The sequence below is a fragment of the Streptomyces sp. STAM6 genome, assembly GCF_054963715.1.
In genome coordinates this window covers 1-26,060 of the sequence record NZ_JBUEFZ010000011.1, presented here as the reverse complement: position 1 = coordinate 26,060, position 26,060 = coordinate 1, and the positions used below count along the sequence as shown (strand labels likewise).

Below are 26,060 nucleotides of genomic sequence, written 5' to 3'. Positions count from 1 at the left end.
GAGAAGCCATGTCCGACCACGCCCACCCGTCCCCCGACGAGCCGTCCCAGGTGCTCAACTTCGGCGTGCAGCAGTACGGCGGTCACAGCCACGTCGCCAACCAGGCGGTGGGCCCCCACGCACGAGCGGTGGCCGGCCGGATCGACATCCACGCCCCGAACGCCGAACAGCGGGCGCAGGTGGACGCCCTGCTGCTGCTCATCGAGCGACTCCTGGAGGAGCACCGTGCCGCACTGCCCGACCAGGACGCCCCACGCGCCGAGCTGCGAAGACTCCGCGAAGAACTCGACGAGGGCGCACCGGAGCCCGGCGTGGTACGACGCGCCCTGGAACGCCTGACGCTCTTCGCCCAGCCCGCCGCCCCCCTCGCGGCCGCCGTCGCCGAGCTGGCCCGCATGGTCCAGGCGTTCTGAGCGCCGTACCACTCACGGCGACCCGCCGCGAACTGGGTACGGCGCGCACAGCAAACTGAGTACGCCGGCTCACGCCCCCTTCCACCGTGCCGTCCACGATGTCGATCAACACAGTGGAGACGGGGGAGAACCACCATGCTCAGCCGCACCGCCGACGCCCTGGTGCCCGCCGTGGGGCGCCTCTCGGTGACCGCAGACGACCGCGCCGCATTCGCGCCGGGCAGCATCCTGGCCGCCAACCACACCTCGCTCGCCGACCCGGCCATCGTGCTGGCCGCACTGCACCGCCTCGGGGTCGAGCCGGTCGTGATGGCGGCCGCCGGCCTGTGGCGGATCCCCGTCCTGGGCCGTGCGCTCGCACGCGGAGGGCACATACCGGTGTTCCGCGCGTCCCGGCGAGCCGCCGATGCCCTCGACCTCGCCGCGGAGGCCCTGCACCACGGACGGCTGGTGCTCATCTACGCCGAGGGAGGCCTGCCGGCCCGGAAGGACGCGGCCGAAGCGGCCCCCGGGGCCTTCCGCAGCGGCCTCTCCCGGCTCGCCCTGCGCACCGGCGCGCCCGTCGTACCGGTGGGCCAGGCAGGCGCGCGCCGCGTCGTGTCGGGCAGCACCGTGAAGCAGATCGCGGGCCTGGCCACCGCACCCCTGCGCCGTCCCGGCCTGCACGTCCACGTGGGCGCGCCGGTCGAGCTGACCGGCGGCCATCTCGTCCGGACGAGGCAGGCCCACGCGGCCGTGACCGCCGCTTGGCGCACCGCGGCCGCGCACCTCGGCGAAGCCGCGGCGCTCGCGGCGTGACGCGGGTCGCCGCCGCGCACCGGGCGGCGGTGTCAGAGCCCTGTGCCACACTGCCGCACATGTCTCTCGCCGACCTCACTCTCAGCCGATGGCGGTCGCTCGACCTGTCCGCCGCACACCGCTTCGCACAGGAGGTGGCGGACCGCGTGGACGGACGTGTCGCGGGAGTCGACACCGTCGAGCACCTCGACGCCCCGCTGCACCGCGTCCTCGTCGAGCGGAACGGTCAGGAATTCGCGCTGATACCGGGTGGGGAGGTGACCCTCGGGTTCGACCTCGACACCTGGCGGCCGACACCCGAGCAGAGCGCCGACTACGCCCGGAGCCTGGACGAGGGCTTCGGCCTCGGTCCCGATCTGCGCTCCCACCTCGCGCAGATCCTCAGCCCGCGCCGCACCGCCACCCTCGCGACCGTACTGATGGCCGTCGAGGACGAGGACCTCACCGAGACGCCCGCCGACACCCCGGCGGCCCTCGCGGCGCGGGGCCTCCGCCTGCCGAGCCCCGACGAGTGGGAACACGCCTGTGGAGCCGGCGCCGCCACCCTGTTCCGCTGGGGCGACACCTGCCCCCTCGACGGCATCCCCTACGGAAGCGGCACCGGACCACAGCATCGGCCGAGCGCCTTCGGGCTGCGGATCGCCTACGACACCTACCGCGCGGAGTTGTCGAGCGACGTCACCGCCGTCCACGGTGGAGACGGCGGCGAATCGGTGTGCGGCGGCTACGGCAACCTGCTGGGATGGCTGCCCCTGGCCACCGCCAACCGCAACCCCGGCATGGCGGAGTTCGTCCACGGCCCGGACGGCGAGGGCATGTGCGAGGAGTTCTCCACCAGGCCCGTGCTCACACTCTGACAACTCACCGCCGCGGGAACCATTTTCGGCGCGCAACCGTCCTTCCGGGCGAGACCGGATGTTCATGGTGCGTACGTTGTGTCCACGGAAGTGAGTTGCCATGCAGACGAACGACCCGACCACGCTCGAGACCACCTTGGCCGACGGCCGGCGTATGACACTCTCACTGCCGCGGACCGAGGCGCCGTGGGCCGCCGACGGCATCCAGGCTCTGCGGGCCGTCCCGGCGACGCACACGGGCCGCCGTCAGGACCCGCCCGCGCTGCCTTCCCGGCCCGCACTTCCCGTCGAGGTGGCCTTGCTGGGCATCGGGGCCTGAGCCCGGGCCCGGGCCGATGGACCTTCCGGCGCTCCGTCCGACCGGTGCGCTCGGAACCCCTGGTGCGCTCCGCCGTGTGACGCGGGGGCCCTGCCCGCGTAGCGCCCGGGGGTGGTCCCCACGAACCGTTTGAAGTGCCGCGTCAAGTGCGACTGGTCGTAGAAGCCGGCCGCGGACGCCACCTCCGCGGCCGGCCGGCCGTCGAGGAGCAGCCGTCGGGCGCGGTCGACCCGGCGGGACATCAGGTACTGGTGCGGGGCGATGCCGAAAGCGGCCGTGAACGCCCGCACCAGATGCGCGGGATGGGCATGCACCACCTTCGCGGCTTCGTCCAGGGTCACCCCGGTGAGCAGCCGCTCGTCGAGGAACTCCCGCAGGGTGTGGGCCACTCCGCGGCCGGCGGGTGGCGCAACGGCGACGAGCCGGGGCAGCAGATGGCTCCGCAGCCGTTCGCCGATCAGGCTGAGACGGCTCTCCGCCTCCAACTCGTCGCCCGGGTGGGCCAGGGCCGAGTGCAGTTGCCCGACGCGACGGCGCAGCAGCGGGTCGGCCATGTCGGGTCCGTCCACCGCCGGCCCGATGAACCGCTCGTCCAGCTGCGTCAGGTCCAGGTAGAGCACCCGCTTGCGGAATCCCCGCGACGTGGCGGGGGAGCCGTTGTGCGGCACCCGCGGGGGCAGCAGGGACACCGTGTCGTGCGGGGTGCCGTGCTCCCGCCGGTCGAGGTCGTAGCGGACCGCACCGTCGTCGACGATCAGCAGGGTCCACACGTCGTGCACGTGCATCGGGTACGAGTGCTCCGTGAAGTGGGCGTGGAAGACCTCCACGACGCCCGGGACCCTCGGGCGCCACGCCGAGACCTCCTGCCGCGCCACCATGCAAAGAACGTACAAGAAGCCGCGACGGAACGGTTGGCAGTCTCGGAGTATGACCACCGAGAACACCCCCGTACGGTTCGACACCAAGATCGCTGTTCTGCTGCGCGACGACCTGGAGCCCTGGCAGCGGCTGAACGCGACCGCGTTCCTGGTCAGCGGCCTTGGATCGCGGCTTCCCGAGGTGATCGGCGAACCGTACGCAGACGCCGACGGCACTCCGTACCTACCCATGTTCCGCCAGCCCGTTCTTGTCTTCGAGGGCTCGAAGGAGACCCTGACCGCCGCGCACGGACGCGCCGTGTCCCGCTCGCTTCCCCGGTCCGTTTTCACCTCCGACCTGTTCACGACCGGGAACGACCGCGACAACCGGGCGGCGGTGCGCGCCGTGCCGAAGGACCAGCTGGACCTGGTGGGTCTGGCTGTGTACGGACCGCGCAACGCGGTCGACAAGGTACTCAAGGGCGCCAGGATGCATCCCTGAGGGAGCGTTGCTGTCCGGTCGCGTGGATCCCGTTGACCGCGGTGTCGAAGACCGGCCGGTGCTCCTTCCACTGCGCGCCGGGCGCGGACAGATAGATCACGTACTGGGTTCCGTCGTCATTTGCGAAGGCCAGCTCGACCGCACGGAACTCCCGTACCCGGCCCTTGAAGGTGAATTCCCAGCGGCCGGCCGGGCCCACGAGCCGCCCAAGAACGGACACCGTGAGACCTCAGCCCCTCCCCTCGTGCACGTGCACGCGCGAACACATGGGGAAGAACCACAACCGGCGTGCTGTACGCCGCGCGGTCGCGCGGACGTCACAGCCGCGCAACACGGTTCACACCTGCCCCAATTTATGCGTACCTCTGCCGGAACAAAGGCGAGCCGGGCATCCTGAAAGGCGTTTCAGCCGCGTCGGGGGACCTGGGGGAAGTCGATGGCCGACGAACAGCGCGGAGTGCTGGGGCGGTTGATCCGGGCGTTGAGTCTGACCACGTTGACCGGCGTGTACATCGGCAGCATCTGGGCGACGTTCGGGCAGCTCGACGTGGCGCCTCCCTTCCCGGACTCCGGCGTGCCCGAGTGGGTGTCGGCGGTCCTGGTGATGGGCCTGATCGTCGGAGGCGGACTGAGCACGACGGCGGCGATCGTCGACGGTCGCCCCGAGTCGTCCTCGTGGTGGGTGGTCATGGTGGGCGTGGCGGCCGCACTCGCGTGGAGTCTGTGGGCGGCGGACAGCGAGGGAGCGAACACGGCGCGGATGCTGTTCGCCACCGTGGCACCCGTGGTCAGTCTCCTCGCCCTCGCCGAACTGATGCGTCAACTGCGCATCGGCCGCAAGTAAGCGGCCGATGCCGCCCGTCCCGATCGTCGGGCGTCTAGGGGGCCGATCATGATACGGAACCCTGTGGCGCTGGTGATCTTCGATTGTGACGGCGTGCTGGTGGACAGCGAACGGCTGTGCGTGAAGGTGGACGCGATGATCATGGCCGACCTGGGGTGCGATTTCACCGAGGCCGAGATCGTCGAGCGCTTCGTGGGATCGTCCACCGAGGTCTACACGGCAGCGGTCGAAGAGCGTCTCGGGCGACCGCTGGAGAAGGGGTGGCAACAGCGGTACGAGCACCTCTACGACGAGGCCTTCACGGCCGAACTGACGCCCGTCGACGGCATCCTGGAAGCTCTGGACGGCATCACGGCTCCCTTTTGCGTGGCATCGAACGGCGACCACCACGGCATCCGGCGAAGCCTGGAGATCACCGCGCTGTTCCGGCGTTTCGAGGGACGCGTCTTCAGCGCCCTCGACGTGGCCCGAGGCAAACCCGCACCCGACCTCTTCCTCCACGCCGCCCGCTCCATGGGGGTGGACCCCGAGCGGTGCGCGGTGATCGAGGACAGCGCCTACGGGATCCGGGCGGCCCGTGCCGCCGGAATGCGGGCCTTCGGCTACTGCGGCGGCCTCACCCCCGCCGCGCGGCTGGAGGGGCCCGGTACCGTCGTCTTCGACGACATGCGCAAGCTGCCCGAACTGCTGGACACCGCCGCCCACTGAGGCGTCGCGGCCCCTGAACGGCGGGGTCCCCGTCAGCGGATTCTCTCGCCGTAGACGTGATCCACCGTCATCGTCATCAGGACCCTGCGGTCGGACACCATGACCGATCGGTACTCCTCCCAGTCGGGGTGCTCGCCGGCTGCTCGACGGTAGTAGTCGACGAGCGCCTCGACCTCGGGGCCGTGGGGGTCGGTTCCCGGCCCGGTGAGCGTCGCCGTGCCTTCGGCGGTGGCCCAGGCGAAGCCGTCCGGGCTGGTGACCTCCAGTGTGGCTCGGGGGTCGCGCCGCAGGTTCACGGTCTTGGCCCGCCCCTCGGTCATCGAGACGTGGATGACGTCGGCCTCCCGGTCGTAGAAGGGCATGACGGGGGAGAGCTGGGGCCGGCCGTCCGACTTGATGGTGGCCAGGACACCGAGTCGGCTCTCCAGGAGCAGTGTCCGCGGGTCGAAGGACGTTGTGGTCATGTGAGGATCAAGTCGGGCTTGGGTGCGGGCTATTCCCGGTGGTTGTCACGCGCCGGGTCGCCGGGGCGCGTGGGGACCCTTCCGGGTGCACGGCTCCACATCCGTGGCGGTCGCGGTGACAGCCGTTCTCCTCCCCGCGCGAGCGCCCTGCCACCACCGCCGCGCACGAGGACCGGGCTGTCGACCGCCGCCGCCACGGTTCAGCTCGAGCAGGACACGAAACCGCCCCGGGACGTGCCCGAGCGGAGCAGGTGGGCCCAGTCCAGCGCCTCGGGCAGTTCGTCGAGGGACAGGACAACCGCGCCACCGGCCCGTTCGGCATCCGCGCACCAGTCGGCCATGTCACCGCGCATGTCGCTCCCGCCGGACGTGTCGCTCACGGGCGCGACGAGGGCGGGCACGATCATCCCGGCCTCACCGGGGCCGTCCACGACGCACATGGTGAGCCGGGGGAGGATGCTCCAGCCCTCGCACCAGGGCACCTCCCCGTCGGTCACGGTCAGCACCGGCAGAACATCGTGGACCGGCGCGTCGGCCACCAGGAGCGCGGGGGTGGTGCCACGCACGAACAGGGTTTTCTCAGGACTCACAAGCACCGGCACACTCTCGCAGACCCGCCCTGACCGTGATCCGGCGGGGCGGTGCCCGCGATGGCGCCACTGACCCCGGCTGTGCGTACCCGGGGCCGGATCCTCGACGGGGCGGGTGGCCGGGCCTCGGAGATCACGTGCGGGCCCCTACTGCAGCATCGTTGGAGGTTCCTCCATTGCGATCCGCACATGCCATGGAGAATCGCTCAGAGAATTGCAGATGAGAGGTGATCGGGCCTAGCGTGACGCACATGCAGTCCTGCACAATCGATCTGGCGGCACGGCTGCCGGGGTGCCGCTCCCGGCGCCTCACCCCGCCGGGCGGACATCGGCCGGCTCGCGACCCATCGCGACGAAGCACACCGCCGCACCGAGGGCCGTGCCCTGGTCACGTTCTCCATCGAGGCCGCCCAGGGCACGCGGTGAGGTCGACGACTCCTCCCGCACCACGGCCCGCCGCGGTCGAGGGGCCGGTTCCCGGCAGCCGGCGCGCGGGCCACCGCCCGAGGGGGAACGACCAGTCCCCACATCGACCGCACCTGATCACCCCGCGTCCGTCCGCCGTCCCCGTGGCACCGGCGCGACCTTCACCGGCGCACGGGCCCACGGCATCGCCCGCCCGCGCGCACCCGACCCCAGGAGTCGACTCGTGTTCCATGCCCTCACCCGCCGCCGCGCCGCAGCCGCCGTCGCGGTGACCGGGCTGCTCGTACCGATGACGGCCTGCGGCGACGACGGCGCAGCCAGGGGCTCCGGCACCGCGACCGGAAACGGCTCGGCCTCCTCGGTGCCGAGGGCCGACCTGACGGTGCTGGCGGCCGCCTCGCTCACCGATGTCTTCAAGAAGGCCGGCGCCGCCTACGAGAACAGTCACCCCGGCACGAGGATCACCTTCTCCTTCGCGGGCTCCCAGGAGCTGACCGCCCAGGTCAGGCAGGGCGCCCCGGCCGATGTGCTGGTCACCGCCGACAGCAAGAGCATGGACAGCGTCGAGGGCGAGACCGCCACCTCGACCGTCATCGCCAGGAACCGCCTCGTCATCGCCACCGTCGAAGGCAACCCCAAGAACATCGACGAACTGAAGGACCTCGCCGACCCGGAGCTGAAGGTCGTCCTGGCCGCGCCCGAGGTGCCGGCCGGAAAGTACAGCAGGAAGATCCTGGACGCCCAGAAGATCACCGTGAAGCCGGTCTCGCATGAGCCGAACGTCCGTGCCGTCCTCAGCAAGGTCGAGCTGGGTGAGGCCGACGCCGGACTGGTGTACAAGACCGACGCGAACAGCGCCCCCGCCAAGGTGGACGCCATCGACATCCCCGACGCGCAGAACGCCATCGCCCAGTACCCGGCCGCCGCGCTCAAGGACTCCCGGAACACCGAGGCCGCGGCCGCGTTCGTGGCCTGGCTGTCCGGCCCCGAGGCCCAGAAGATCCTCCAGGACGCCGGTTTCCAGAAGCCGTAGCCGCAGGGCTCATACAGCGCACGAGGGCTGTCCGGGTCGGAGGGGAGCCGGAGAGCCCTCGTGCTTTCGCCGGTCCTGAGCGGGAGCGGTTACTCATCGGGGGAGTCCCCGGCATCGGCTCTCTCCTGTGCGCCCGGGGGCCCACCGTCGGCGCGGCGACGAGCGGACGGCCCGGCCCGGATGCTCCGCCGCCCATGGGGGAGCGTGGCGCAGCAGCCGGCCTCCGATGCCGGCACCGGTCCGGCCCGGACGGGCGCGCGAGTTGTCCAGCAGGATGCGCCCATCAGAACGCGGAACGAGGTACGCGAAGCGCGCGATGTGACCCTCGTCGCCGTCCAGCGCCACGAACAGCGCCGCACCCGCCTCCGGTTCGGCAAACCGTCCCTGCCGGAGCGTCAGCGGTCCTCGTTCTCGCGCAGGACGCCGTCAAATCTCCATCGTGCCAAGCGCGTTGTCGATTTGGGATCACCGGAACCGCTCTCTTCTCCTACAGTGGATTCTAGAAACTGATTCCAATTCCAACGGGGCTGACGTGTTAGAGCTGACGGGAAGCGGGGCCGAGCCGCTGGAGGCGGACGATCCGCGCCGGATCGGGCCGATTCCGCTGGCGGGCCGGCTCGGAGCCGGCGGGATGGGGCGGGTGTACCTCGGAGTCCACGAGGGCCGTTACGTCGCCGTCAAGCAGTTGCTGGCGTCCGTCGTCGGCGAGGACCGGGACTTCCTGCGCCGTTTCGGGCACGAGCTGGACAACCTCTCCCGGCTCCCCGCCGAGGCCACCACGCCGCTGCTCGCCGGCGACCGCACCGCGCGGCCCCCGTGGTTCGCCACCGCCTATGTGCCCGGGCTCACCCTGAGGGAAGCCGTCGACCTCAACGGTGGCCCTCTCCCCGCCCGAGCGCTGTGGCTGCTGCTGCGGCAGGCGGCGGAAGCCCTGGCGGCCGTGCACGCGCTGGACATGGTGCACCGCGACCTCAAGCCGTCCAACGTCATGCTGACCCTCGACGGGCTGACCCTCATCGACTTCGGCGTCGCCCGGGCGGCCGAACAGAGCCAGCTGACCAGGACCGGCATGGTCGTCGGCACGCCCGCCTACATGGCGCCCGAGCAGGCGTCCGGCTCACGGCGGCTGAGCGGCGCCACCGATGTGTTCGCCCTGGGCTCCGTACTGGCGTACGCCGCGTGCGGCCGACCGCCTTTCGGCGACGAATCCGGGCACGGGGTGCTGTACCGCATCGTCCATGAAGAGCCCGACCTGGAGCCGCTGAGGGAACGGGAGCCGGACCTGGCCGAGGTCGTCGCGGCCTGTCTCGCCAAGGACCCCCTAGGGCGCCCGACCGCCGCCGAACTCTTCGAGCGCGCCTCGCAACAAGGGCCGTTCACCGCCCCGCTGTGGCCGGCGGCCATCACCGAACGCCTCTCCGCGCGCGCCGCCTTCGCCGCGAACGTGCAGGAGCTCGACGTCCCGACGGTCCCGCTCACCGGTGCGGGCCCGGAACCGGAGGCGAAACCGGCCCCCGCCCCGGACCCGGCCCCCGCCCCGGACCCGGCCCCCGCCCCGGACCCGGCCCCCGCCCCGGACCCGGCCCCCGCCCCGGACCCGGACCCGGACACGGCAGAGGGCCCCGAGCCGAGGGCCGGGGCGAACTCCCCTCCACAACGCGCCGAGCGGGCCGACCGCCGCCGTACCCGTGTCCTCCTCGCAGTGGTCCCCATCGTGGTGGCGGGCGGCACGACACTCGTCATCCAGAACCTGCCGCACAGTTCCCCGCCCAAGGCCGAGGCGCAGATCACCCCTTCCGCCTCCACCCCAGCGCCGGCCGGTCCCACACCGCCCTCCGCGACCGGCGGAAGCCCTTCGGGCGCGGCAGCGTCACCGGCCACTCACCGGCCGCGGACCAAGGAGCCACCGGCGGCGACGCCAGGGGGCAGGGCGGCACAGGTGCCACCGGCGGGTCCCGGGGCGCCGCCGCGGCCGGCGCCACAGCCGACGCGGCGAACGGCGCCCAAGACGGCACCGGCGGAAGCGTCAGCACCGGCGTGAGCGGCGGTGGTTCGACCGCCTCGGGCGGTTCCAGCGGTTCGGGCGGCTCCGGGACGACCGGGACCTCCGGTGGTGGGACGCCCACGGCCACCCCGCCCCCCACCTCCGGCACGTACCGCTACCGCAACGGTGACAACGGCAGGTGCGTCACCCAGGTCTACGGCGCCGCGGACCACCAGAACTGCTCGGACCCCACCGCGCGGTGGACCATGCGGAGCAGGCCGGACGGCAGCTTCAAGCTCGTCAATCAGCAGACCGGCCAGTGCCTCTACTCCAACGGTCTCGGCCAGGCCGTCTTCGTGGGTGACTGCGCCCAGGACGCCGGGCGGCTCTGGCGTACGGGTGCGGGCGGCAGCCTCCGCAGCGACTACGGCGGCGGTTGTCTCGACCTGGGCATGAGCAGCGGACTGGTGACGCGGACGTGCGCGGGGGAGGCGTCACAGCGCTGGTCGCGGCAGGCCCCGTGAGGGCGTCATGGCGCGGCCACGGGCCCGTCAGGCCGCTCGCCGCTCGATGTCGGCGACCAGGGCCGTGAGGAGCCAGTCGTGCGCGGAGCCGGGAGTCGGGGCGGGGGGACCGGACGGCGGGCTGATCAGCTCGGCGGCGAGCTGCCAGTAGTAGTCGATGCGTGGGTCCGCGGCGAGCTGGGCCCGCAATCGGCGACGGAAGTCCACGGTGTCACGTGTGCCGTGGGAGCCGAGCGACCGGGCGTAGGCCGAGACGAAGCAGTCGAGGGCCTCGCCCGCCTGCGGCACGCGGTCCTTCCGCATCTGCGCGTAGGCCAGTTCGTACGCCTCCGCGAGGCCCTCGTACAGGACGGCCGGGCGGTAGCCCTCGGAGGGCCGGTGCACGGCGGGCCGGCTGCGGGCGACCGCGATGCTGTCCGTGCCGCCGGGGCACGGGCGCGAGACGAAGCCGTGCAGCCGCGCGAAGGCCAGCACCTGCGCGGGAGTGGGGTCGGCGGGCGGCTGCGGAACCGCGTACTCCAGGAACACGGAGATCACCTTGGCCGGCAGCCGCGGCGGAAGCCAGCCCCTCCAGAAGCGCGCGAGCGCGGCCGTGCTGGGCGGGGAGCTCACGGTGCCGATCAGGCGCAGCCGGTCGGCGCGCTCCTCGGGTGCGCACTCCTGGACCAGGCGGAGAGCGGCTTCGCGCCAGCGCAGGGCGGTCATCTGTGCGCCGAGGCCGGCCAGATGCCCCGTGATGGCGTCCTCCAGGACGGGTCCCAGGCCGTCGCCGGAACCGCCGTCCTCCTCGGCCAGGATCCGGCTCACCTCCGGGACGGGCAGGTCGAGGGCGCGCAGCGAGCGGATCAGGCGAAGCCTGTCGAGCGCCTCGGGACCGTACCGGCGGTGGCCGCCCGCACTCCGCGACGCCTCCGGGAGCAGTCCGCGGTCGGAGTAGAAGCGCACGGTCTTGACCGTGACGCCGGCGTGCTCGGCGAGTTCGCCGATGCTCCACATCCCGTCGACGGGTGACACGTCTTGAACCTCCCTCAGGGGGAGTTCCTACCGTACCGGCGAGCGCGGACGGCCAGTGGGGCAGGGTCCGCGGACCGAGGCGTACGAGGAGTTGTTGATGACGGCGTTCATCCTGGTACCGGGCACCTTCACCGGCGGCTGGACATGGCGGGAGGTGGCCGAGCGACTGCGGGCAGCGGGGGCCGAGGCGTACCCGGTGACACTCACCGGCCTGGGCGAGCGCCGGCACCTCGCGAGTCCCGGGACGGATCTGGAAACCCACGTCCAGGACGTGGTGCAGGTGATCGACCACCTGGACGAGGAGTCGGAGATCGTGCTCGTGGGGCACGACTACGGAATCCACCCGGTCCACGGTGCCGCGGACCGGCGCCCGGACCGCATCACGCGGATCGTCCACGTGGACACGGGGGTACCACAGGACGGGGACCCGCCCCTGAACCTCGTCCCCGACCAGGCCCTGCGTGAGCGGCTGGCGAGCCGTGCGGTCGGGAACCCGGACTCGCGGGACTCGCAAGACTCGAAGGGATCGCGGGGCTCGCGGGACGCGGAGGCTCCGGAGACCCGGCGGGCCCCGGAGGCGGATGCCTGGCGGATCGCCCCGCCCCCTGCCGAGGCATGGCAGCGCTGGGGCAGCACCGAAGGCGTCCCCGACGACGTCCTGGCCCGCCTCGCCCGCCTCGCCGCACCGCAGCCGGTAGGCACGCTCACCCAGCCGCTCCGGCTGTCCGGTGCCGTCCACGCGCTCCCCACGACCGGCGTGCTGTGCACCGCCAACGGGTCGAGCATCGCCATGGTCGAGACCCTCGTCGGACTCGGCGACCCGCGGCTCCAGGCCCTCACCGATCCCCAGGTGTCGTTCTTCGACCTCGACACCGGTCACTGGCCGATGCTGTCCTGCCCGGACGAACTGGCCGACGTCCTGCTCCGGGCCGCCGCGGGCGAAGGCCACCGCATCACCGCCACGGACGGCGAACGGCCCCCGCACCTGCGGCCGTTCCTCCTGGACGTGCCCGAGGCGCGCCGCGAACGGACCGGGCGCGTCGACCTCCACCTCCCCGAGGCCGACGGTCCCCGGCCCGCGGTGGTCCTCCTCCATGGTGGCCCGGTGCCCGCCGACGCCCGACCGACACCGCGGGACTGGCCGGGCTACCTGGGATACGCCCGGTACGTGGCGAGCCTGGGGGCGGTCGGCGTGACCGTCGAACACCGGTTGCACGACCTCGCCGACTACGGGCGTGCCGCCGAGGACATCGCCGAGGCGATCGAAATCGTCCGCGCGGACCCCAGGGTCGACGCGGATCGCGTCGCGTTGTGGTTCTTCTCCGGCGGCGGACTGCTCTCGGCGGACTGGCTGGCGACGCCTCCGCCGTGGCTGCGCTGCCTGGCGGCGACGTATCCGGTCCTCGCGCCGCTGCCGAACTGGGGATTCCCGGACTCCCGGTTCCGCCCCACGGCGGCCGTACGCACGTCCGGGGAGCTGCCGATCGTCCTGACCCGGGTCGGGCTGGAGATGCCCGAGCTCGCCGCCACGGTCGCGGAGTTCCTCACCGCCGCGGAGAGCTGCGGGGCTCGGGTCGAAGTCATCGACGTACCCGACGGCCACCACGGGTTCGAGACGATCGACCACACGGAAGAGACCCGCAAGGCCGTGGACCGCGCGGTACGGAGCGTACTGGGGCATCTGGACCACAGCCCGACCGGCTGAGACGGGGACGCCACCGGCCCGTGCCGCGCGGGGCGCGGGCCGGCGGCCACCTGCCGCCATCGGCAGCCGGGGTGGCCGCCGCCGGCCGGCGGGTCGTCCTTCCGTCGGGGTCGGGAGCTCCCGCTCACCGCATGCCGGTACGCACCGCACCGGCGCTCGCCGTGACCACCATCGCGATCGCGGCGCACTGCAGCAGCGAAAGCCCTTGGTCCAGGACGAGAAATCCCGCCAGCGCCGCGACGGCCGGAGCCAGACTCATCAGCACCGCGAACGTCGCCGCGGGCAGCCGGCGCAGGGCGAGGAGTTCCAGCGCGTAGGGCACGCCCGAGCTCATCACCGCGATCGCAGCACCAAGGCCCAGCACCCCCGGCTCCAGCAGCGTCCTCCCCGCCGACTCCAGACCCAGCGGCAGGCTGACCAGCGTGGCGACGACCATGGCGATCGTCAGACCGTCCAGCCGCGGGAAGCGAGCGCCCGCACGGGAGTTGAGCACGATGTACGCCGCCCACATCGCCCCGGCACCCAGCGCGAAGGCCACGCCCGCGACATTGAGCTGGCCGAAGCCGCCGCGGCCCAGCAGACAGACCCCCGCCAGCGCCAGACCGGCCCACAGGAGGCCGGCGGCGCGGCGTGAGGCGAACACCGACAACAGCAGCGGTCCGAGTACCTCCAGGGTGACGGCCGGTCCCAGCGGGATCCGGTCGATGGCCTGGTAGAAGAGGATGTTCATGCCGCCGAGAGCCAGGCCGAACCCGGTGGCCACCGCCCAGTCCGCCCGTGAGTGACCCCGCAACCGGGGACGGGTGACGACCAGCAGCAGCAACGCGGCGAACGTCACCCTGAGCGCGACCGTGCCGAGCGCCCCGGCCCGCGGGAACAGCAGCGCCGCGAAGGCCGACCCGAACTGCACGGACACCGTTCCGGCCAGCACCAGGCCGACGCCGCCGAGGGCGCCGCGCCCCGCGGCGTGACGACGAACGACCGGTGGTGCGGCCGTCGTTGCGGATGAGTTGTGCACCGTGGATGTCATGCCTTCACGTTAGGAATCCGGCCACTCCGTGTGAAATGCCTGGTCCACCACGGTTATGCTCCTGAAGCATGACCATCGAGCTGCGGCACCTGCGGGCGTTCCTCGCCATAGCGGAGGAGGGCAACGTCACCCGCGCGGCCACACGCCTCCACCTGAGCCAGCCCGCGCTCTCGCGCACCCTGCGCCAACTCGAGGACCACCTGGGCGCACGGCTCGTCGACCGCTCGACGCACCATCTCGAACTGACCGCCGAGGGTCATGTCTTCCGGGACAAGGCCCTCGTCGCCGTCACGGCGGTCGAGACCGCCCTCGACCCCACCGCGCTGAGAAGCCGGACCCTGCGCCTGGGCCACACCTGGGCGGCGCTCGGTGACCGCACCATCCCTCTGCTGCGCCGCTGGGACGAGACACACCCCGGCGTCCGACTGGAACTGCTCCGCGTCGACGACCCCACCGCCGGCCTCACTCGGGGAAAGGTCGACGCGGCGCTGCTGCGCGGGACCATCACCACGCCCGGGCTCCGCACGGAATTCCTGTTCTCGGAGGAGCGCGTGGTGGTCATGCCGGCGGACAGCCCACTGGCGGCCCTCACCGGGATCACGCTCGGCGACCTCGCCGCCCACCCACTCGCCGTCAACACCGTGTCGGGCACCACGACCCTGGACCTGTGGCCGAACGAGGCCCGCCCTGTTACGACCGTCGAGGTGACCAATACCGACGAGTGGCTCGTCGCCATCGCCGCGGGCCGCGCCGTCGGCGTCACCACATCGGCCACCCCGAGCAACCACACGCACCCCTCACTGGTCTACCGCCCGCTCACGGACGCACCGACCGTTCCCGTCGTCCTCGCCTGGCGCGACGGGGCAGGCCACCCGGCCGTCCCGGACCTCCTGCTCCTCGCACGCCAGGTCGTCGCGGCCCGCTCGGCGTGAGGCCGCCCCGCCCACCCGGTACAGCAACCGGGCATCATGAACGGCATGAAGTCACCGAGCACCGACTGGATCACTGTCACGGCCTACGAGAACCTGCCCGGCCGCCCGCGGCCGCTCGCGGCCACGCGCGCTTGACTGCGCGACCGCGGCATCGACTGGATGCCGTTCCGGCACGATGAGATCCGCTGGGGACTCGCCTGCGGCATCGGCCCGGACGGGCACTGGCACGGCTGGTTCGACGTCACAGTCCATGCCGACGCTCTGCGACGCCTCGGCCTGCATCCGGACCAGCCCACCGCCACAGTCATCGGCCCGTCTCCCCCGGGGTGGTGGCATGCCGCGGCGGAACGCAACGCCCATCAGCACCTGTAGCGGCCGCGTCATGCCCCTCATCACTCACGCTCTCGCTTCAGCGCTTCCCCCGCCTCCCTAGAATGCTGTCGTGAGTCACTCGCCTTCTTCCCCCGGTTCGGCACCTGTTCCGCCTCCTTGGCGGGAGCGGCTGCAAACCGCCCCCTCCCTGCCTGGGCCGGTGGAAGGGTGGGTGCGACTCCTGCCTCATGTCCTCGACGCGCTCAGGGACCGCCGCCCGCCGATGGCCGGCACCGTCGACCTGCCGGACATCACCGAGCCGCTTCCCGTGCGGGAGCTGTCGAAGATGCTGGGCTCCACCTTCGTGCGCAACGAGAACGGCGCACTGGTCCCCACCGCGGACGCCCTGGAATGGCGGGGGGCCCAGGACGCGGCGGCACTGGTGCGACTCCTGCACCGCAGGGTGCGCTTCGTCGGCGAGCTGCTGGACCTCCTGCGGTCCGGCCCCCTCGGCCACGAGGACTTGCGCGAGCAGGCCAACGCCCGGTACGACATGGGCTGGACGTCGCTGGACCAACTCCGCAGGCGCACCACGTGGCTGCGGGGAGCCGGCGCACTCGAGATGTTCGATCGCCGGGTGCATCTCACGAACCCCGGACGGATCATGCTGGAGTCCCTGCCTCTGGGCTGCCCGGACCCCACCGGGACCGACGAGACCGCCGAAATCCTGCCGCCGTCCGAGGAGATCGCGGCCCTGCTCCGCGCGGCGGCGGCACAGCACGCCTCCCGGCCCGCCCGCAGTCTGTTCCTGCCCAGTCCGGACGGCATCGGTGTGGACGAGGTGGCACACGACCTCGTCGCCGAGGCAGTGCCGTCCATATCCGAGGAGTCCCTCGAATCAATTCTCCGCACCCGCTACGCCCTGTCGGAGAAGTCCGCCCAGCAGGCCCGCAATTCGCTCAGACACCTGGGACTGATCCGGCGCACGGGCCCCTCGGCCTGGTCGGCCGCGCCCTGCGCCCGCACCTGGCTGACCAGCGGTGATCCGCTCGACCTGGTGCGGATCGCGCACGCACACCTGTGGTTCGTCGGTGAGATCCTGCGGGAGCTGCGCGAAGGCGGGGTCCTGTCCGCCGTCGAAGTGGCCAGGCGCAGCGCGCTCTACGGCCGTGAGCCGCTCACCGTGGCCGCCGTCCGGGTCCGTCTGGCCCTGCTGCGCGACTGTGGCACGGTCGAGAAGATCTCCCAGCAGGAGTACCGGCTCACCGCGACAGGCCGCGGCCTCCTCGACTCCCTGCCGGTCGCCGTTCCGGCATCAGGGTCCCCCGGCGACAGGGAAAAGCCGACCGCCTCCGCGCCGGTGTCCCCGGACGGCACGAGTCACTCGGCCGCACTGGCCGACGAACTGCGGGAAGCCGCTCGCGACAGCCGTGACCACGTGCGCATGGAAATCGCCGTACGCGACGCCTTCCGCTTCCTCGGCCTGGCGGCCGAACACATCGGCGGCGCCAGCCGCACGGACGGCGTCGTGACGATCCCCGTCGCCACCGAGAGCCGCGTCTTCGCCGTCGAGGCGAAGACGTCGGGCGTCGGTGCCGTCTCCGACCACGAGGTGAGTACGGAGGGCTTGCGCGAGCACAGGGAAAAGGTGGGGGCCGTCGGGACCGTCGTGATCGGTCCGGAGTTCCACCGCAGGGTGCACTCGGCCGCGGCCAAGGACCGCCACCTGGCGGTGCTCCACTCCGACACGCTGGCCGAAGCGGTCCTCCTGCACGCGCAGTACCCCTTCTCCGCCCAGGACCTGCTGCTTCTTGTGGACCCGCTCCTCACGGCGACGGAACGGCAGGACGCGCTGTCCCGGGTCCATGGCGAGCGGATGGGCGGCATCGCCGTTCTCCGCGCGGTCCTGACACAACTGGAGAAGGAACTCGGTGACGAGTACACCGAGGGGTGGCTGATGATCCGGGACTTGCGCAGGGACCTCCGCGACCTCAAAGCCTCGGACGAGACCATCGACCAGTCCCTGAAGCTGTTGTCCTCCGGCTTCGTCGGCGCGGTCGAGGAGTCCGCGGAAGGGTTCCGGCTGGTCGTCCCACCGGCGCTCGCCGTGGAAAGACTACGGGCTCTCGCCGCGGCTCTGAGCTGAGGCGTTTCTTCAGGACGCTCGCCGGGCTCGCGGGCCCCGGGACGCGCGGCTGCCGCGTTGTCGTCGGCCGCCGCCTCGCGCCGACCGGCGAACCGCGGTGCCTCGAGCAGCTCACTCAAGTCCTGTGGCAGTTGTGACTGCACCTGGGCGGCCGCACTGAGCAGGATGCTCACGCACCGCCTTTCACTGGCGGTCCGCGAGTTCGTCCGGCCTTCGCATCGCATCGCCTCGCTGTGGGCGCTCATACGGCGGCTCACACCGCCGGTGGTGAAGAGCATCGCCCCGGCGATCGACACCGGCACGGACAGTCCGGCAACCGCCAGCGCCTCGGGCCAGTCCCGCTCGTCGGCGCACCAGTCACCGCGACACACGCCCTCGTTGGCGGTACCCCGGTCGGTGAACAGCCGCGAGGCGCAGTGCTCGGGGGAGCGGTCGCCGGGTGCCTCGCCGACCTCGTACGAGGTGAGCAGGAGCAAGGCCCACCAGGTCCACACGAGCGCCGCCAGGGCCAGGAGGCCGATGTCCCAGGCCCGCACTCGGGATGCCCGGTCGCGGAACTCCAGGTCGTACTCACGTGATCCCATGACGGAGAAGGCCGGCAATGAGGTGCCGCGCCCGGTCGGGCCGGGCGGGAGTCCGGCTCGGCAGGCGCTGCCGGGTGCGTCCTACCCGGAGGTCGACCGCTTTGATGCCGTGCTTCTGCCGGTGCCGGCCCGCTTGGGCTTGGCGGACGCACTCTTCCGCTTCCGCGGCGCCTCTGTTGCGCTCACCGGTTCCGATGCCGCCGTTCGGGTGAGCGGCAGCGGCCACTTCAGCTCGATCTCCAGCTCGATCTCCCCGTCGTCGACCTCGATCTCCACCTCGGTGCGCAGGTCGTCGGGGATACGCAGGCTGAGAGTCCCCGGACCGAGTTCCAGTTCGGCGTCCCCGCCTTCCCTCAGCGCCACCGCGAGGGCCATGAGCTGGTCGGCGGCCTCGATGCGGGACAGCGAGCGCTTCTGCTCGATCTTGAGGTCAGTCATGGGCCGTCTCCGATCCGGCGGAACCAGTGCTCAGCGCCCATTCTGGTGCCGCGCACCGGATCCGACATCTTCACGCCGACGCCGACGCCGACGCCGACGAGAAGGCGAGGACCGTGACCAGGGCGGGGACGGCGAGGAAGCCTCCGCCGATGCCGAGCAGCCCGGTCAGGGCTCCCAGGCCGGCTCCGGTCCCGGCGGCTGCCGCGGGCCGTACCGTCGCGCTGCCGTGATCTTCGTCGGCCGGGGCGGTGCGCAGCAGGGGTACCCCCGGGCGTATTCCGCAAGCGGGTGCGCCCGGTGCCACCCCGTCGGGCGGCGGGTACCCGGTGGCGTGAGGAAACCGGGCCGGCCGGCAGCGGCAGCCCGAGGAGGGGCCGCGTCCCACGGTTGCCACCGTCCGTCCGGACCGCCGACGCCACCGCCGGCCCGGCGTGCCCCTGGCGGCCATGGCCTGGACGCCAGGGCCGTGCTCCCGGACTCCCGCCGCGCGGCGCCTGCTGCGGGGGCGCGGGCGCCGGCGAGGCCGGTGCGTCGACCGCACCGCCCTGACCGGCGTTCGCGCCCCCGGATGGGCCTTGCGGCACAGAGGCCGGCGACCAGGGCCGATCCGTCCCCTGCCGCGGCTGTGTCAGTGGTGGATGCGACGCTGGCGGGATGGACGAACAGATCATGCGAGGACGGGTCTACGGCGCCGACCACGACGACCCCGACCCCGGACCGCGGCCCGGGCGCACCTACGTCGAGCTGGTCGGTGGCCCGCTCGACGGCCTGCTTCTGGACGTCACCGGCTGGACGGCCCGGCAACTGCACGAAGGTGCGGCCCTGCTGACCGAGCTCGGCCGCTACGGCGCCGGGGGCCGGGCGCTCTACGGGCCGAGGAACGGCGATCCCAAGCGGTTCGACTGGGAGGGCGACACTCCCTGACCACGAGGGGCCCGGCCGCCACCTCCACGGGTCCTCCTGCCCGACCACCGGTGATGTGTTTCGGGCTCGATTGACTTGGAGTGCACTCCAATACATAGCGTCGTGGCACACGGTTACCAGCCCAGGAGGCAGCACCATGACCAACGTCCCCACCCGGTACCTCGGCGAACTGGCGGTCTCCGCCCAGGGCCTCGGATGCATGGGCATGAGCCACGGCTACGGCACGACGGACGACGAGCAGTCGATCGCGACCCTGCGCCATGCCCTCGACCTCGGGGTGACCTTCCTGGACACCTCCGACTTCTACGGCTCCGGGCACAACGAGGAGCTGATCGGACGGGCCGTCGCCGGCCGCCGCGACGAGGTGGTACTGGCCACGAAGTTCGGGCTTGCCAACCGCCTGGGCGAGCCCACCCTGATCCGCGGTGACGCGGCCTACGTCCGCCAGGCGTGCGACGCGTCGCTGCGCCGGCTCGGTGTGGACCACATCGACCTGTACTACCAGCACCGGGTCGACCCGGACGTGCCGATCGAGGAGACCGTCGGTGCCATGGCCGAACTGGTGCGGGCCGGAAAGGTCCGCCACCTCGGGCTGTCCGAGGCCGGCGCGCAGACCGTCCGGCGGGCCCACGCGGTGCACCCCATCGCCGCGCTGCAGAGCGAGTGGTCGCTGTGGACCCGCGACCTGGAGGCGGAGATCGCCCCCCTCTGCCGTGAACTTGGCATCGGACTGGTGCCCTTCTCCCCGCTCGGGCGCGGGTTCCTGACCGGCCGGTACCACTCGGTCGACAGCATGGCGGAGACCGACATCCGGCGCACCCAGCCGCGATTCGCCGACGGCAACCTCGAGAACAACCTGGCGATCGTCACCAAGCTCAACGAACTCGCCGAGGCGAAGGGCGTCACCGCGGGTCAGCTCGCCCTGGCCTGGGTGCAGCACCGCGGCGACGACGTGGTGCCGATCCCCGGCACCCGCCGACAGCGGTACCTGGAGGAGAACATCGCGGCCCTCGCCGTCGAACTGTCCCCCGAGGACCTCGCCGCCATCGAGGCCGCCGCGCCGCCCGAGCAGATCGCGGGCACCCGCTACGACACGACCAGCCTCACCTTCGTCAACCGCTGAGCCACGCCCCTGCCTCGACGGCATCGCGGTGCGTGACGTGCGGACGGGACCGGTGGCACAGCACGCACTGAGCCACCGGTCCCGTCGGCGATGCGCGGACCCCTGCTTGCTCCGGATGCGGCGGAGGGCTCCCACGCCAGCCACGACTCCGTGCCACCCTCTGTCCCGCGGCGCGTCGCGGCGTCCGCTCGCCGGTGAGCCTCGGGTCCTGCCCGCTCCTGTTCGACGGTCCGCGCCGCGACCGCCGGGCGCGTCAGCTGGGGTTGAAGACCAAGCTGGCGAACTTCTGGTTCTGGCCGCCGTCCTTGCCCGGCGCCAGGCGCGTCGCGGTGCCCTTGCACTTCTTGCCGGAGTACACCACGAGCGTGCTCTGCGTCCTGTTGCGGGGGGCCTTGGCCTCCTGCGCCATGTCGAGACACTTGCCGTCCGGCGGGTTCTCCACGGAGTACAGCTTTCCTCCGGGTCCTTCCCAGACGAAGTGGCCCTCCGCGGCCACGGCGGAACCGGTGGTGAGTGAGGCGGAGAGCAGCAGTGTCCCGAAGGTGGCGACTCCGATGCGAAGCAGGCGCATTACGGCTCCTTGTAGTTGGTCGACGATGAGCTGTCCCGACCCGGACAACGACGTTCAGGGGCGGACGGCACTCGTCCGATCGGTTCGAGTTGCCCGACGGACCGGTCAGCACCCTTCCGGCCGTAGCACGGCGGTGCGACGATCGGACACGTCGCCCCGCGTCAGACGCCGAGGGAGGCGCGGCGGATCGCCGCGAGCGCGCGCGTGACGTCGTCGTCGGTCGTCGACCAGTTGCTCACCGAGATCCGCATCACCCGGCGTCCGTGCCAGGTGGAGCCGCTGATCCAGGTCGTGCCGTCGTCGAGCAGCCTGCCGAGGACCCGTTCCGTGCGTGCCTCGCTGCCGAACTCGGCGCAGACCTGGGTGAACACCACGTCGTTGAGGACCGTCGCGCCGTCGATCGCGTCGATGCCGGCGGCGAACGCGGAGGCGTGCCGGCACAGACGGTCGACGAGGTCGGCCACCCCCGACCGGCCGAGCGATCTGAGGGCCGCCCACACGGGGAACGCCCTGCCGCGCCGGGAGAGTTCGGGCACCTTGTCGACGGGGTCGCCGTGTTCGTGCTGGATGAGGTAGTCGCCGTGCAGCCCCATCGCCGCCCGCAGCGCGAACGGGTCGCGCACGATGGCGAGACCGCAGTCGTAGGGGACGTTCAGCGTCTTGTGGGCGTCCGTCGCCCAGGAATCGGCGTGTCCGCAGCCCGCTGTCAGACGCGCGTGCTCGCGGGAGGCGGCCGCCCACAGACCGAAGGCGCCGTCGACGTGCACCCATGCGTCCGCGTCACGGGCGGCACGGATCGTCTCCACGAAGGGATCGAAGGCCCCGGAGTGGATGTCCCCGGCCTGGAGGATCACGAGGGCAGGGCCCTGGCCGGCGGCTGCCAGGGCGTGCCGCAACGCCTCGGGCCGCATACGCCCCTGGCCGTCCGCCGCCACCAGTCCGGGCCGGCCGAGTCCCAGGTACCGCAGCGCCAGATCGATGGACATGTGGCGGTCCTCCCCGGCGATGACGCGCACAGCCGGACCCCCCGCGAGTCCGTCGCGGTCGACGTCCCAGCCGCTGCGCCGCAGCACCGCGTCGCGTGCCGCGGCGAGGCAGGTGAAGTTCGCCATGGTGGCACCCGTGGTGAAGCCGACCGCGCTGCCGCTCGGCAGGCCGAGCAGATCGAGCAACCAGGCGCTCGCAATGTCCTCCGCCGCCGTGTACGCGGGTGAGACGGCGCGCATCACGCAGTTCTGGTCCCAGGCGCTGACCAGCCAGTCCGCGGCGAGGGCGGCCGGTTCGGTGCCGCCGACCACGAATCCGTAGAAGCGGCCGCCGGGAAACGCGGTGAGCCCCGGCTCGCAGGCCGTGGCCAGCAGATCCACGACGTCTGCCGGCCTGCTCGGGCCGTCGGGGAGTTCGGCGCCGAGCGCGCGCACGATCTCGTCGACCGAGGCGCGGGCGGGAACCGGGCGATCGGACAGGTCGGCCAGCCAGCGCACGGCATGGCCGTATGCCTGTCGGAGCGCCGCCTCGCGCGCGTCCATACCTCGGACTATGGGACAGCGCCCGCCGCCGTGCAAGCCGCGCCCGCAGGACGGTGGCCCACGGCGCCCGGTGGAACAGAGGTGCGGCTTCCCGGCCGGGTGGGCCGGTACGTGGGCACGTACCGGCCCGGCCTGTCACCGGAGAGGCGGCGCCGTCGGGCATCTCATCCCCCGGGACTCCGTCAACCTGCCGCTTTGCGGTGATCGACGACGGAGTCGGGCCCCGGAGTCATGATCGTTTCGTGTCCGTTCTCGGCCCGGACACGGTAGGGCGGTGTGCCGTCCGGGCCGAGGACCTCGACGATCTCCACGATCCTGTCGTGCTTACCGACGACCCGGCCATGGACGACGAGACGATCTCCCACGCTGGCGTGCATCGCACCTCCTGTGCTTCGCGGTGTTCGGCGGGGTGGTACGGGCGGGGACGCCCGCCCGGACCCCTCTGTTCCCCGGTGAGGGGGACAGCAGTCCCGCGCCGTGCGCATTTGCTTCCATGGCGTGAAGGCCACCCGGCCACCTGCCTCGCCCGGGCTCGGCCGGGGCCTGCTGAGGCGTCCGGGAACACCCCCGCCACGCGCGTCGTGTCGCGGATCAGCGGGCTCCGGCGGCAGGTCAGGACGTGGCGGGGCGTGTGCTGCGGAACGTGCGGCGGTAGGTGTCCGGGGGTACGCCGATGGTGCGGTTGAAGTGCCTGCGCAGTGTCGCGGCGGTGCCCATGCCGGTGGCCGCCGCGATCGTGTCGATGCTGTCGCCACTGGTCTCCAGCAACTCCTGGGCGCGCCGGATCCGCTGGATCAGCAGCCACTGCAGTGGGGTGGTGCCGGTCGCGGACCTGAAGTGGCGGCCCAGGTTGCGCGAGCTCATGTTCGCCCGGCGGGCCAGGTCCTCCACCGTCAGCGGATGGTCGAGCCGTGCGACGACCCAGGGGAACAGCGCGGCGAGCGGATGGTCGTCCCTGGCCGGTACCGGGGCGGTGACGAACTGGGCCTGGCCGCCCGCCCGGTGCGGTGGCACCACCAGGCGGCGGGCGACCGTGTTGGCGACCGCCGAGCCGTGGTCGAGTCGGACGAGATGCAGGCACAGATCCATCGCGGCGGCCTTACCGGCCGAGGTGAGCACGCTGCCGTCGTCGACGTAGAGGACGTCCGGATCGACCTCCACGTCGGGGTACCGGGTCGCCAGCGCCCGGGTGTGGGCCCAGTGCGTGGTGGCGCGCCGGCCGTCCAGCAGGCCGGCGGCGGCCAGCACGAACGCGCCGGTGCACAGCGAGGCCACCCGTGCGCCCGCCTCGTGGGCCGCGCGGACCGCGTCGACCAGGTCGGCGGGCGGGGCCTCGTCGACGTCAGCCCACCCGGGGACGATCACCGTGTCGGCGTGCGGGAGCCGGTCGAGTCCGGCGTCGGGCTCCAGCCGGAACCGGCCGACGCGTACGGACCCCGGCCCGCACACGGCGAGGTCGTACCAAGGGGCGGCCACGCCGGACAGGTCGGAGCCGAAGACCTCGTACGCCACGGACAGCTCGAAGTGCAGCATGCCGTCGGTGACGGCCAGCGCGACAGTACTCATGTCCGGAACTGTACGTGCCTTGTCGTTCCGGACACTCGTGGCCGGCGGTCCCTTCTCGCCAGGATGTGCGCGGTGGATCATTCGACAAGAGGTGGGAACACACATGGGCACGGGTCAGACGGTGGCGGTCTTCGGCGCGTACGGGCACACCGGACGCTTCGTGGTGGCGGAGCTGATGGACCGCGGGTTCGTCCCCCTGCTGTCCGGACGTGACACGGACAAGCTGAGGGCACTGGCGGAGTCCCGTCCGGGGACGGAGTACCGTACGGCCTCCGTCGACGACCCGGCCTCCCTCGACAGCGCGCTGGCCGGCACCGCCGCCGTGATCAACTGCGCCGGGCCCTTCGCCACGACGGCCGCTCCGGTGATCGAGGCGGCCATGCGCGCGGGGATCCCGTACGTCGACGTGGCGGCCGAGATCGAGGCCCTCGACGACACGTTCACCCACTTCGCGGAGCGCGCCCGCGCCGCCGGCACCGTGGTGGTTCCCGCGATGGCGTTCTACGGCGGACTCGGCGACCTGCTGGTCACGGCGGCGATGGGCGACTGGGCAACGGCCGACGAGGTGCACGTCGCCTACGGGCTGAACCACTGGCACCCCACGGCCGGAACCCGCTCCGCCGGCGCCGTCTCCCGCGAGCGCAGGGACGGCCGGCGGGTGCGCTACAGCAACGGGCGGCTGGAGTACGTCGACGACGCCCCGGAGGCCACGACGTGGACCTTTCCCGAGCCGATGGGGACCAGGTCGGTCATAGGGGAATTCACCATGGCCGACGTCGTCACCGTTCCCAGCCACCTTTCCGTCCCCGAAGTGCGCACCTACATGACGACCGAAGCGGCCAGGGACGTGGTGGCGGCCGACTCCCCGACGCCCACCGCGGTCGACGACCGCGGTCGGTCCGAGCAGACCTTCCTCGTCGACGTGGTCGTGCGCTCCCGCGGCGCGGAACGGCGCGCGGTGGCGAGCGGCCGGGACATCTACGCCGTGAGCGCGCCCCTCGCCGTGGAGGCGGTGCACCGCGTCCTCACGGGACGGACCCGGACGGTCGGAGTCGTCTCCGCCGGTGCCGTCTTCGACGCGCCCGACTTCCTCCGCGCCCTGTCCGCGCACCTCACGGTCCACCTGCACCAGTAGGTCCCTCACCCGCGTGCCCCGGCGCGGCCGCACGCGGCGGGCGGGGTCCTTCCCCCTGGCTCTGCCGAGGCCGGCGGAACGCTTCCCGGTGGTGGCGGGCGTCACATCGCACCCATGTCACGAACGGGCGTGCTTCTTCCATCTGGTGGTTGTCATCAGCAAGAGCGAGCGGAAGAAGGCGCAAGGATGAGCGCGCGACACCAGACGGTACGCCGGCCGCCCAACGCCGTACCGCGGTCCGTGTCGCACCCGGACGGCGGTCGAGCGGCTTGACGGGCCGACCCACCCCTACGAGGTCCACGCCGCACTGGCCTGTATCGCGGGAACGCCCGACCGCGCCTGGGCCCGGAGCCAGGCCGACCGGCCGGGACGACTCGTGCGCGACCGGCGTCTCGTGCTGCTCGACCCGGACCGCCCCGAAGACGCCCGCATCGCACCCGGCTACGCGCCGGGGGAGTACCACTACCCCCACGACTCCCCCCCGCCCGGACAGCCCCGCCCGCGCCTGGTTCACCGACGGCGAGATGCGACGCGGCCTGCGCGCCCTGGTGGCCGAGCGGCAGGAGGACGGCGGCCGGCCCGTCCGCTGGGCCGCATGGTCTCCGACCGTCCGGCTGGAGGCCCGTCCCATGGTGACCTTGGAAGCTCTGTTGACCCTCCGGACGTACGGCGAGCCCCGCCCCCACTGACCGCACGACCGGTCCCCACGCCGTCACCGGCGCATGGGGAAGT

Annotated in this window: 29 protein-coding genes; 17 read left to right on the top strand and 12 right to left on the bottom strand. The window is 72.3% G+C overall.

Features of this window, described 5'->3' with window-relative positions:
• The first annotated feature begins 8 nt into the window (after positions 1 to 8).
• The 3 genes from ACY34K_RS15640 (at position 9) to ACY34K_RS15630 (ending at position 2,068) form a co-directional block, all read left to right on the top strand.
• On the top strand, positions 9 to 413 hold the full coding sequence (locus ACY34K_RS15640; RefSeq protein ID WP_462747275.1) for a hypothetical protein: 405 nt from the start codon (positions 9 to 11) through the stop codon (positions 411 to 413).
• Between the two features lie 135 nt (positions 414 to 548).
• Complete coding sequence (locus ACY34K_RS15635) at positions 549 to 1,211, top strand: lysophospholipid acyltransferase family protein (RefSeq protein ID WP_462747273.1); 663 nt, start codon at positions 549 to 551, stop codon at positions 1,209 to 1,211.
• Between the two features lie 59 nt (positions 1,212 to 1,270).
• A complete protein-coding gene (locus ACY34K_RS15630) occupies positions 1,271 to 2,068 on the top strand; it encodes a hypothetical protein (RefSeq protein ID WP_462747272.1) in 798 nt (265 codons plus the stop codon).
• Between the two features lie 246 nt (positions 2,069 to 2,314).
• Here the strand turns inward: ACY34K_RS15630 and ACY34K_RS15625 are convergent, their stop codons facing one another.
• A complete protein-coding gene (locus ACY34K_RS15625) occupies positions 2,315 to 3,265 on the bottom strand; it encodes a helix-turn-helix domain-containing protein (RefSeq protein ID WP_462747270.1) in 951 nt (316 codons plus the stop codon).
• Between the two features lie 49 nt (positions 3,266 to 3,314).
• Here ACY34K_RS15625 and ACY34K_RS15620 point away from each other — a divergent pair, with 49 nt between their 5' ends.
• The gene (locus tag ACY34K_RS15620; RefSeq protein WP_462747268.1) at positions 3,315 to 3,746 is read left to right on the top strand and encodes a DUF2000 family protein; all 432 of its coding nucleotides are present in this window, start codon (positions 3,315 to 3,317) and stop codon (positions 3,744 to 3,746) included.
• Here ACY34K_RS15620 and ACY34K_RS15615 read toward each other — a convergent pair.
• Complete coding sequence (locus ACY34K_RS15615; protein WP_462747265.1) at positions 3,721 to 3,966, bottom strand: hypothetical protein; 246 nt, start codon at positions 3,964 to 3,966, stop codon at positions 3,721 to 3,723. The genes ACY34K_RS15620 and ACY34K_RS15615 overlap by 26 nt on opposite strands.
• 216 nt (positions 3,967 to 4,182) lie before the next feature.
• Here ACY34K_RS15615 and ACY34K_RS15610 point away from each other — a divergent pair, with 216 nt between their 5' ends.
• Together ACY34K_RS15610 and ACY34K_RS15605 are read left to right on the top strand one after the other, a co-directional pair.
• Entirely contained in the window at positions 4,183 to 4,590 is a 408-nt protein-coding gene (locus ACY34K_RS15610; RefSeq protein ID WP_462747262.1) for a hypothetical protein, read from the top strand.
• A 48-nt stretch (positions 4,591 to 4,638) separates the two neighbouring features.
• Entirely contained in the window at positions 4,639 to 5,298 is a 660-nt protein-coding gene (locus ACY34K_RS15605; RefSeq protein ID WP_462747260.1) for an HAD family hydrolase, read from the top strand.
• 32 nt (positions 5,299 to 5,330) lie between these two features.
• Here the strand turns inward: ACY34K_RS15605 and ACY34K_RS15600 are convergent, their stop codons facing one another.
• Both ACY34K_RS15600 and ACY34K_RS15595 read right to left on the bottom strand, forming a co-directional pair.
• The gene (locus tag ACY34K_RS15600; protein ID WP_462747258.1) at positions 5,331 to 5,762 is read right to left on the bottom strand and encodes a PPOX class F420-dependent oxidoreductase; all 432 of its coding nucleotides are present in this window, start codon (positions 5,760 to 5,762) and stop codon (positions 5,331 to 5,333) included.
• A gap of 200 nt (positions 5,763 to 5,962) precedes the next feature.
• Entirely contained in the window at positions 5,963 to 6,328 is a 366-nt protein-coding gene (locus ACY34K_RS15595; RefSeq protein ID WP_462747256.1) for a hypothetical protein, read from the bottom strand.
• Positions 6,329 to 7,067: 739 nt separating this feature from the next.
• Here ACY34K_RS15595 and modA point away from each other — a divergent pair.
• The 3 genes from modA to ACY34K_RS15580 all read left to right on the top strand — a co-directional run bounded on the left by modA (position 7,068) and on the right by ACY34K_RS15580 (position 10,319).
• Positions 7,068 to 7,811, top strand: a complete 744-nt coding sequence (gene modA, locus ACY34K_RS15590) for a molybdate ABC transporter substrate-binding protein (protein ID WP_462747566.1) — start codon at positions 7,068 to 7,070, stop codon at positions 7,809 to 7,811.
• A gap of 532 nt (positions 7,812 to 8,343) precedes the next feature.
• Positions 8,344 to 9,852 carry a serine/threonine-protein kinase gene (locus tag ACY34K_RS15585; protein WP_462747254.1) on the top strand — a complete coding sequence of 503 codons (1,509 nt, stop codon included), beginning with the start codon at positions 8,344 to 8,346 and terminating at the stop codon, positions 9,850 to 9,852.
• Entirely contained in the window at positions 9,849 to 10,319 is a 471-nt protein-coding gene (locus ACY34K_RS15580; protein WP_462747252.1) for an RICIN domain-containing protein, read from the top strand. Before ACY34K_RS15585 ends, ACY34K_RS15580 begins: the two co-directional genes overlap by 4 nt.
• A 27-nt stretch (positions 10,320 to 10,346) precedes the next feature.
• Here ACY34K_RS15580 and ACY34K_RS15575 read toward each other — a convergent pair whose 3' ends face one another.
• Positions 10,347 to 11,315: a helix-turn-helix domain-containing protein gene (locus tag ACY34K_RS15575; RefSeq protein ID WP_462747564.1), complete on the bottom strand. Its 969-nt coding sequence runs from the start codon at positions 11,313 to 11,315 to the stop codon at positions 10,347 to 10,349.
• A 115-nt stretch (positions 11,316 to 11,430) separates the two neighbouring features.
• Here ACY34K_RS15575 and ACY34K_RS15570 point away from each other — a divergent pair, with 115 nt between their 5' ends.
• Positions 11,431 to 13,038: an alpha/beta fold hydrolase gene (locus ACY34K_RS15570; protein WP_462747251.1), complete on the top strand. Its 1,608-nt coding sequence runs from the start codon at positions 11,431 to 11,433 to the stop codon at positions 13,036 to 13,038.
• A gap of 124 nt (positions 13,039 to 13,162) precedes the next feature.
• Here the strand turns inward: ACY34K_RS15570 and ACY34K_RS15565 are convergent, their stop codons facing one another.
• Positions 13,163 to 14,068: an EamA family transporter gene (locus tag ACY34K_RS15565; protein ID WP_462747250.1), complete on the bottom strand. Its 906-nt coding sequence runs from the start codon at positions 14,066 to 14,068 to the stop codon at positions 13,163 to 13,165.
• Between the two features lie 68 nt (positions 14,069 to 14,136).
• Here ACY34K_RS15565 and ACY34K_RS15560 point away from each other — a divergent pair, with 68 nt between their 5' ends.
• From ACY34K_RS15560 to ACY34K_RS15550, 3 genes are all read left to right on the top strand, one after another.
• Positions 14,137 to 15,000 carry a LysR family transcriptional regulator gene (locus tag ACY34K_RS15560; protein WP_462747248.1) on the top strand — a complete coding sequence of 288 codons (864 nt, stop codon included), beginning with the start codon at positions 14,137 to 14,139 and terminating at the stop codon, positions 14,998 to 15,000.
• A 159-nt stretch (positions 15,001 to 15,159) separates the two neighbouring features.
• Positions 15,160 to 15,372 (top strand): hypothetical protein, encoded by a 213-nt coding sequence (locus ACY34K_RS15555; RefSeq protein WP_462747246.1) that lies wholly within the window; start codon positions 15,160 to 15,162, stop codon positions 15,370 to 15,372.
• Between the two features lie 172 nt (positions 15,373 to 15,544).
• Positions 15,545 to 17,458 carry a hypothetical protein gene (locus ACY34K_RS15550; RefSeq protein WP_462747244.1) on the top strand — a complete coding sequence of 638 codons (1,914 nt, stop codon included), beginning with the start codon at positions 15,545 to 15,547 and terminating at the stop codon, positions 17,456 to 17,458.
• A 665-nt stretch (positions 17,459 to 18,123) separates the two neighbouring features.
• Here ACY34K_RS15550 and ACY34K_RS15545 read toward each other — a convergent pair.
• Positions 18,124 to 18,480, bottom strand: coding sequence for an amphi-Trp domain-containing protein (locus ACY34K_RS15545; RefSeq protein WP_462747242.1), 357 nt, complete (start codon positions 18,478 to 18,480; stop codon positions 18,124 to 18,126).
• A gap of 70 nt (positions 18,481 to 18,550) precedes the next feature.
• Entirely contained in the window at positions 18,551 to 18,865 is a 315-nt protein-coding gene (locus ACY34K_RS15540; RefSeq protein WP_462747240.1) for a hypothetical protein, read from the bottom strand.
• A 269-nt stretch (positions 18,866 to 19,134) separates the two neighbouring features.
• Here ACY34K_RS15540 and ACY34K_RS15535 point away from each other — a divergent pair, with 269 nt between their 5' ends.
• Together ACY34K_RS15535 and ACY34K_RS15530 are read left to right on the top strand one after the other, a co-directional pair.
• Positions 19,135 to 19,404 (top strand): hypothetical protein, encoded by a 270-nt coding sequence (locus tag ACY34K_RS15535; RefSeq protein WP_462747238.1) that lies wholly within the window; start codon positions 19,135 to 19,137, stop codon positions 19,402 to 19,404.
• Positions 19,405 to 19,540: 136 nt separating this feature from the next.
• The gene (locus ACY34K_RS15530; RefSeq protein WP_462747237.1) at positions 19,541 to 20,527 is read left to right on the top strand and encodes an aldo/keto reductase; all 987 of its coding nucleotides are present in this window, start codon (positions 19,541 to 19,543) and stop codon (positions 20,525 to 20,527) included.
• 253 nt (positions 20,528 to 20,780) lie between these two features.
• Here ACY34K_RS15530 and ACY34K_RS15525 read toward each other — a convergent pair whose 3' ends face one another.
• From ACY34K_RS15525 to ACY34K_RS15510, 4 genes are all read right to left on the bottom strand, one after another.
• Entirely contained in the window at positions 20,781 to 21,098 is a 318-nt protein-coding gene (locus tag ACY34K_RS15525) for a hypothetical protein (protein WP_462747235.1), read from the bottom strand.
• 161 nt (positions 21,099 to 21,259) lie between these two features.
• Positions 21,260 to 22,627, bottom strand: coding sequence for a pyridoxal phosphate-dependent decarboxylase family protein (locus tag ACY34K_RS15520; RefSeq protein WP_462747233.1), 1,368 nt, complete (start codon positions 22,625 to 22,627; stop codon positions 21,260 to 21,262).
• A gap of 182 nt (positions 22,628 to 22,809) precedes the next feature.
• The gene (locus ACY34K_RS15515) at positions 22,810 to 23,004 is read right to left on the bottom strand and encodes a DUF1918 domain-containing protein (RefSeq protein ID WP_462747231.1); all 195 of its coding nucleotides are present in this window, start codon (positions 23,002 to 23,004) and stop codon (positions 22,810 to 22,812) included.
• A gap of 235 nt (positions 23,005 to 23,239) precedes the next feature.
• Positions 23,240 to 24,193, bottom strand: coding sequence for a helix-turn-helix domain-containing protein (locus ACY34K_RS15510; RefSeq protein WP_462747229.1), 954 nt, complete (start codon positions 24,191 to 24,193; stop codon positions 23,240 to 23,242).
• Between the two features lie 103 nt (positions 24,194 to 24,296).
• Here ACY34K_RS15510 and ACY34K_RS15505 point away from each other — a divergent pair, with 103 nt between their 5' ends.
• Together ACY34K_RS15505 and ACY34K_RS15500 are read left to right on the top strand one after the other, a co-directional pair.
• Positions 24,297 to 25,328, top strand: coding sequence for a saccharopine dehydrogenase family protein (locus ACY34K_RS15505; protein ID WP_462747226.1), 1,032 nt, complete (start codon positions 24,297 to 24,299; stop codon positions 25,326 to 25,328).
• A 524-nt stretch (positions 25,329 to 25,852) separates the two neighbouring features.
• Positions 25,853 to 26,017 (top strand): hypothetical protein, encoded by a 165-nt coding sequence (locus tag ACY34K_RS15500; RefSeq protein ID WP_462747224.1) that lies wholly within the window; start codon positions 25,853 to 25,855, stop codon positions 26,015 to 26,017.
• The last annotated feature ends 43 nt before the right edge of the window (positions 26,018 to 26,060 follow it).

What these genes read in the sequence shown, in the direction of transcription:
- ACY34K_RS15640 (WP_462747275.1), top strand. Translation starts at nt 9, where the DNA reads ATGTCCGACCACGCCCACCCGTCCCCCGACGAGCCGTCCCAGGTGCTC.
- ACY34K_RS15635 (WP_462747273.1), top strand. Translation starts at nt 549, where the DNA reads ATGCTCAGCCGCACCGCCGACGCCCTGGTGCCCGCCGTGGGGCGCCTC.
- ACY34K_RS15630 (WP_462747272.1), top strand. Translation starts at nt 1,271, where the DNA reads ATGTCTCTCGCCGACCTCACTCTCAGCCGATGGCGGTCGCTCGACCTG.
- ACY34K_RS15625 (WP_462747270.1), bottom strand. Translation starts at nt 3,265, where the DNA reads ATGGTGGCGCGGCAGGAGGTCTCGGCGTGGCGCCCGAGGGTCCCGGGC.
- ACY34K_RS15620 (WP_462747268.1), top strand. Translation starts at nt 3,315, where the DNA reads ATGACCACCGAGAACACCCCCGTACGGTTCGACACCAAGATCGCTGTT.
- ACY34K_RS15610 (WP_462747262.1), top strand. Translation starts at nt 4,183, where the DNA reads ATGGCCGACGAACAGCGCGGAGTGCTGGGGCGGTTGATCCGGGCGTTG.
- ACY34K_RS15605 (WP_462747260.1), top strand. Translation starts at nt 4,639, where the DNA reads ATGATACGGAACCCTGTGGCGCTGGTGATCTTCGATTGTGACGGCGTG.
- ACY34K_RS15600 (WP_462747258.1), bottom strand. Translation starts at nt 5,762, where the DNA reads ATGACCACAACGTCCTTCGACCCGCGGACACTGCTCCTGGAGAGCCGA.
- modA (WP_462747566.1), top strand. Translation starts at nt 7,068, where the DNA reads ATGACGGCCTGCGGCGACGACGGCGCAGCCAGGGGCTCCGGCACCGCG.
- ACY34K_RS15575 (WP_462747564.1), bottom strand. Translation starts at nt 11,315, where the DNA reads ATGTGGAGCATCGGCGAACTCGCCGAGCACGCCGGCGTCACGGTCAAG.
- ACY34K_RS15570 (WP_462747251.1), top strand. Translation starts at nt 11,431, where the DNA reads ATGACGGCGTTCATCCTGGTACCGGGCACCTTCACCGGCGGCTGGACA.
- ACY34K_RS15565 (WP_462747250.1), bottom strand. Translation starts at nt 14,068, where the DNA reads ATGACATCCACGGTGCACAACTCATCCGCAACGACGGCCGCACCACCG.
- ACY34K_RS15560 (WP_462747248.1), top strand. Translation starts at nt 14,137, where the DNA reads ATGACCATCGAGCTGCGGCACCTGCGGGCGTTCCTCGCCATAGCGGAG.
- ACY34K_RS15555 (WP_462747246.1), top strand. Translation starts at nt 15,160, where the DNA reads ATGCCGTTCCGGCACGATGAGATCCGCTGGGGACTCGCCTGCGGCATC.
- ACY34K_RS15545 (WP_462747242.1), bottom strand. Translation starts at nt 18,480, where the DNA reads ATGACTGACCTCAAGATCGAGCAGAAGCGCTCGCTGTCCCGCATCGAG.
- ACY34K_RS15535 (WP_462747238.1), top strand. Translation starts at nt 19,135, where the DNA reads ATGGACGAACAGATCATGCGAGGACGGGTCTACGGCGCCGACCACGAC.
- ACY34K_RS15530 (WP_462747237.1), top strand. Translation starts at nt 19,541, where the DNA reads ATGACCAACGTCCCCACCCGGTACCTCGGCGAACTGGCGGTCTCCGCC.
- ACY34K_RS15525 (WP_462747235.1), bottom strand. Translation starts at nt 21,098, where the DNA reads ATGCGCCTGCTTCGCATCGGAGTCGCCACCTTCGGGACACTGCTGCTC.
- ACY34K_RS15520 (WP_462747233.1), bottom strand. Translation starts at nt 22,627, where the DNA reads ATGGACGCGCGCGAGGCGGCGCTCCGACAGGCATACGGCCATGCCGTG.
- ACY34K_RS15515 (WP_462747231.1), bottom strand. Translation starts at nt 23,004, where the DNA reads ATGCACGCCAGCGTGGGAGATCGTCTCGTCGTCCATGGCCGGGTCGTC.
- ACY34K_RS15510 (WP_462747229.1), bottom strand. Translation starts at nt 24,193, where the DNA reads ATGAGTACTGTCGCGCTGGCCGTCACCGACGGCATGCTGCACTTCGAG.
- ACY34K_RS15505 (WP_462747226.1), top strand. Translation starts at nt 24,297, where the DNA reads ATGGGCACGGGTCAGACGGTGGCGGTCTTCGGCGCGTACGGGCACACC.
- ACY34K_RS15500 (WP_462747224.1), top strand. Translation starts at nt 25,853, where the DNA reads ATGCGACGCGGCCTGCGCGCCCTGGTGGCCGAGCGGCAGGAGGACGGC.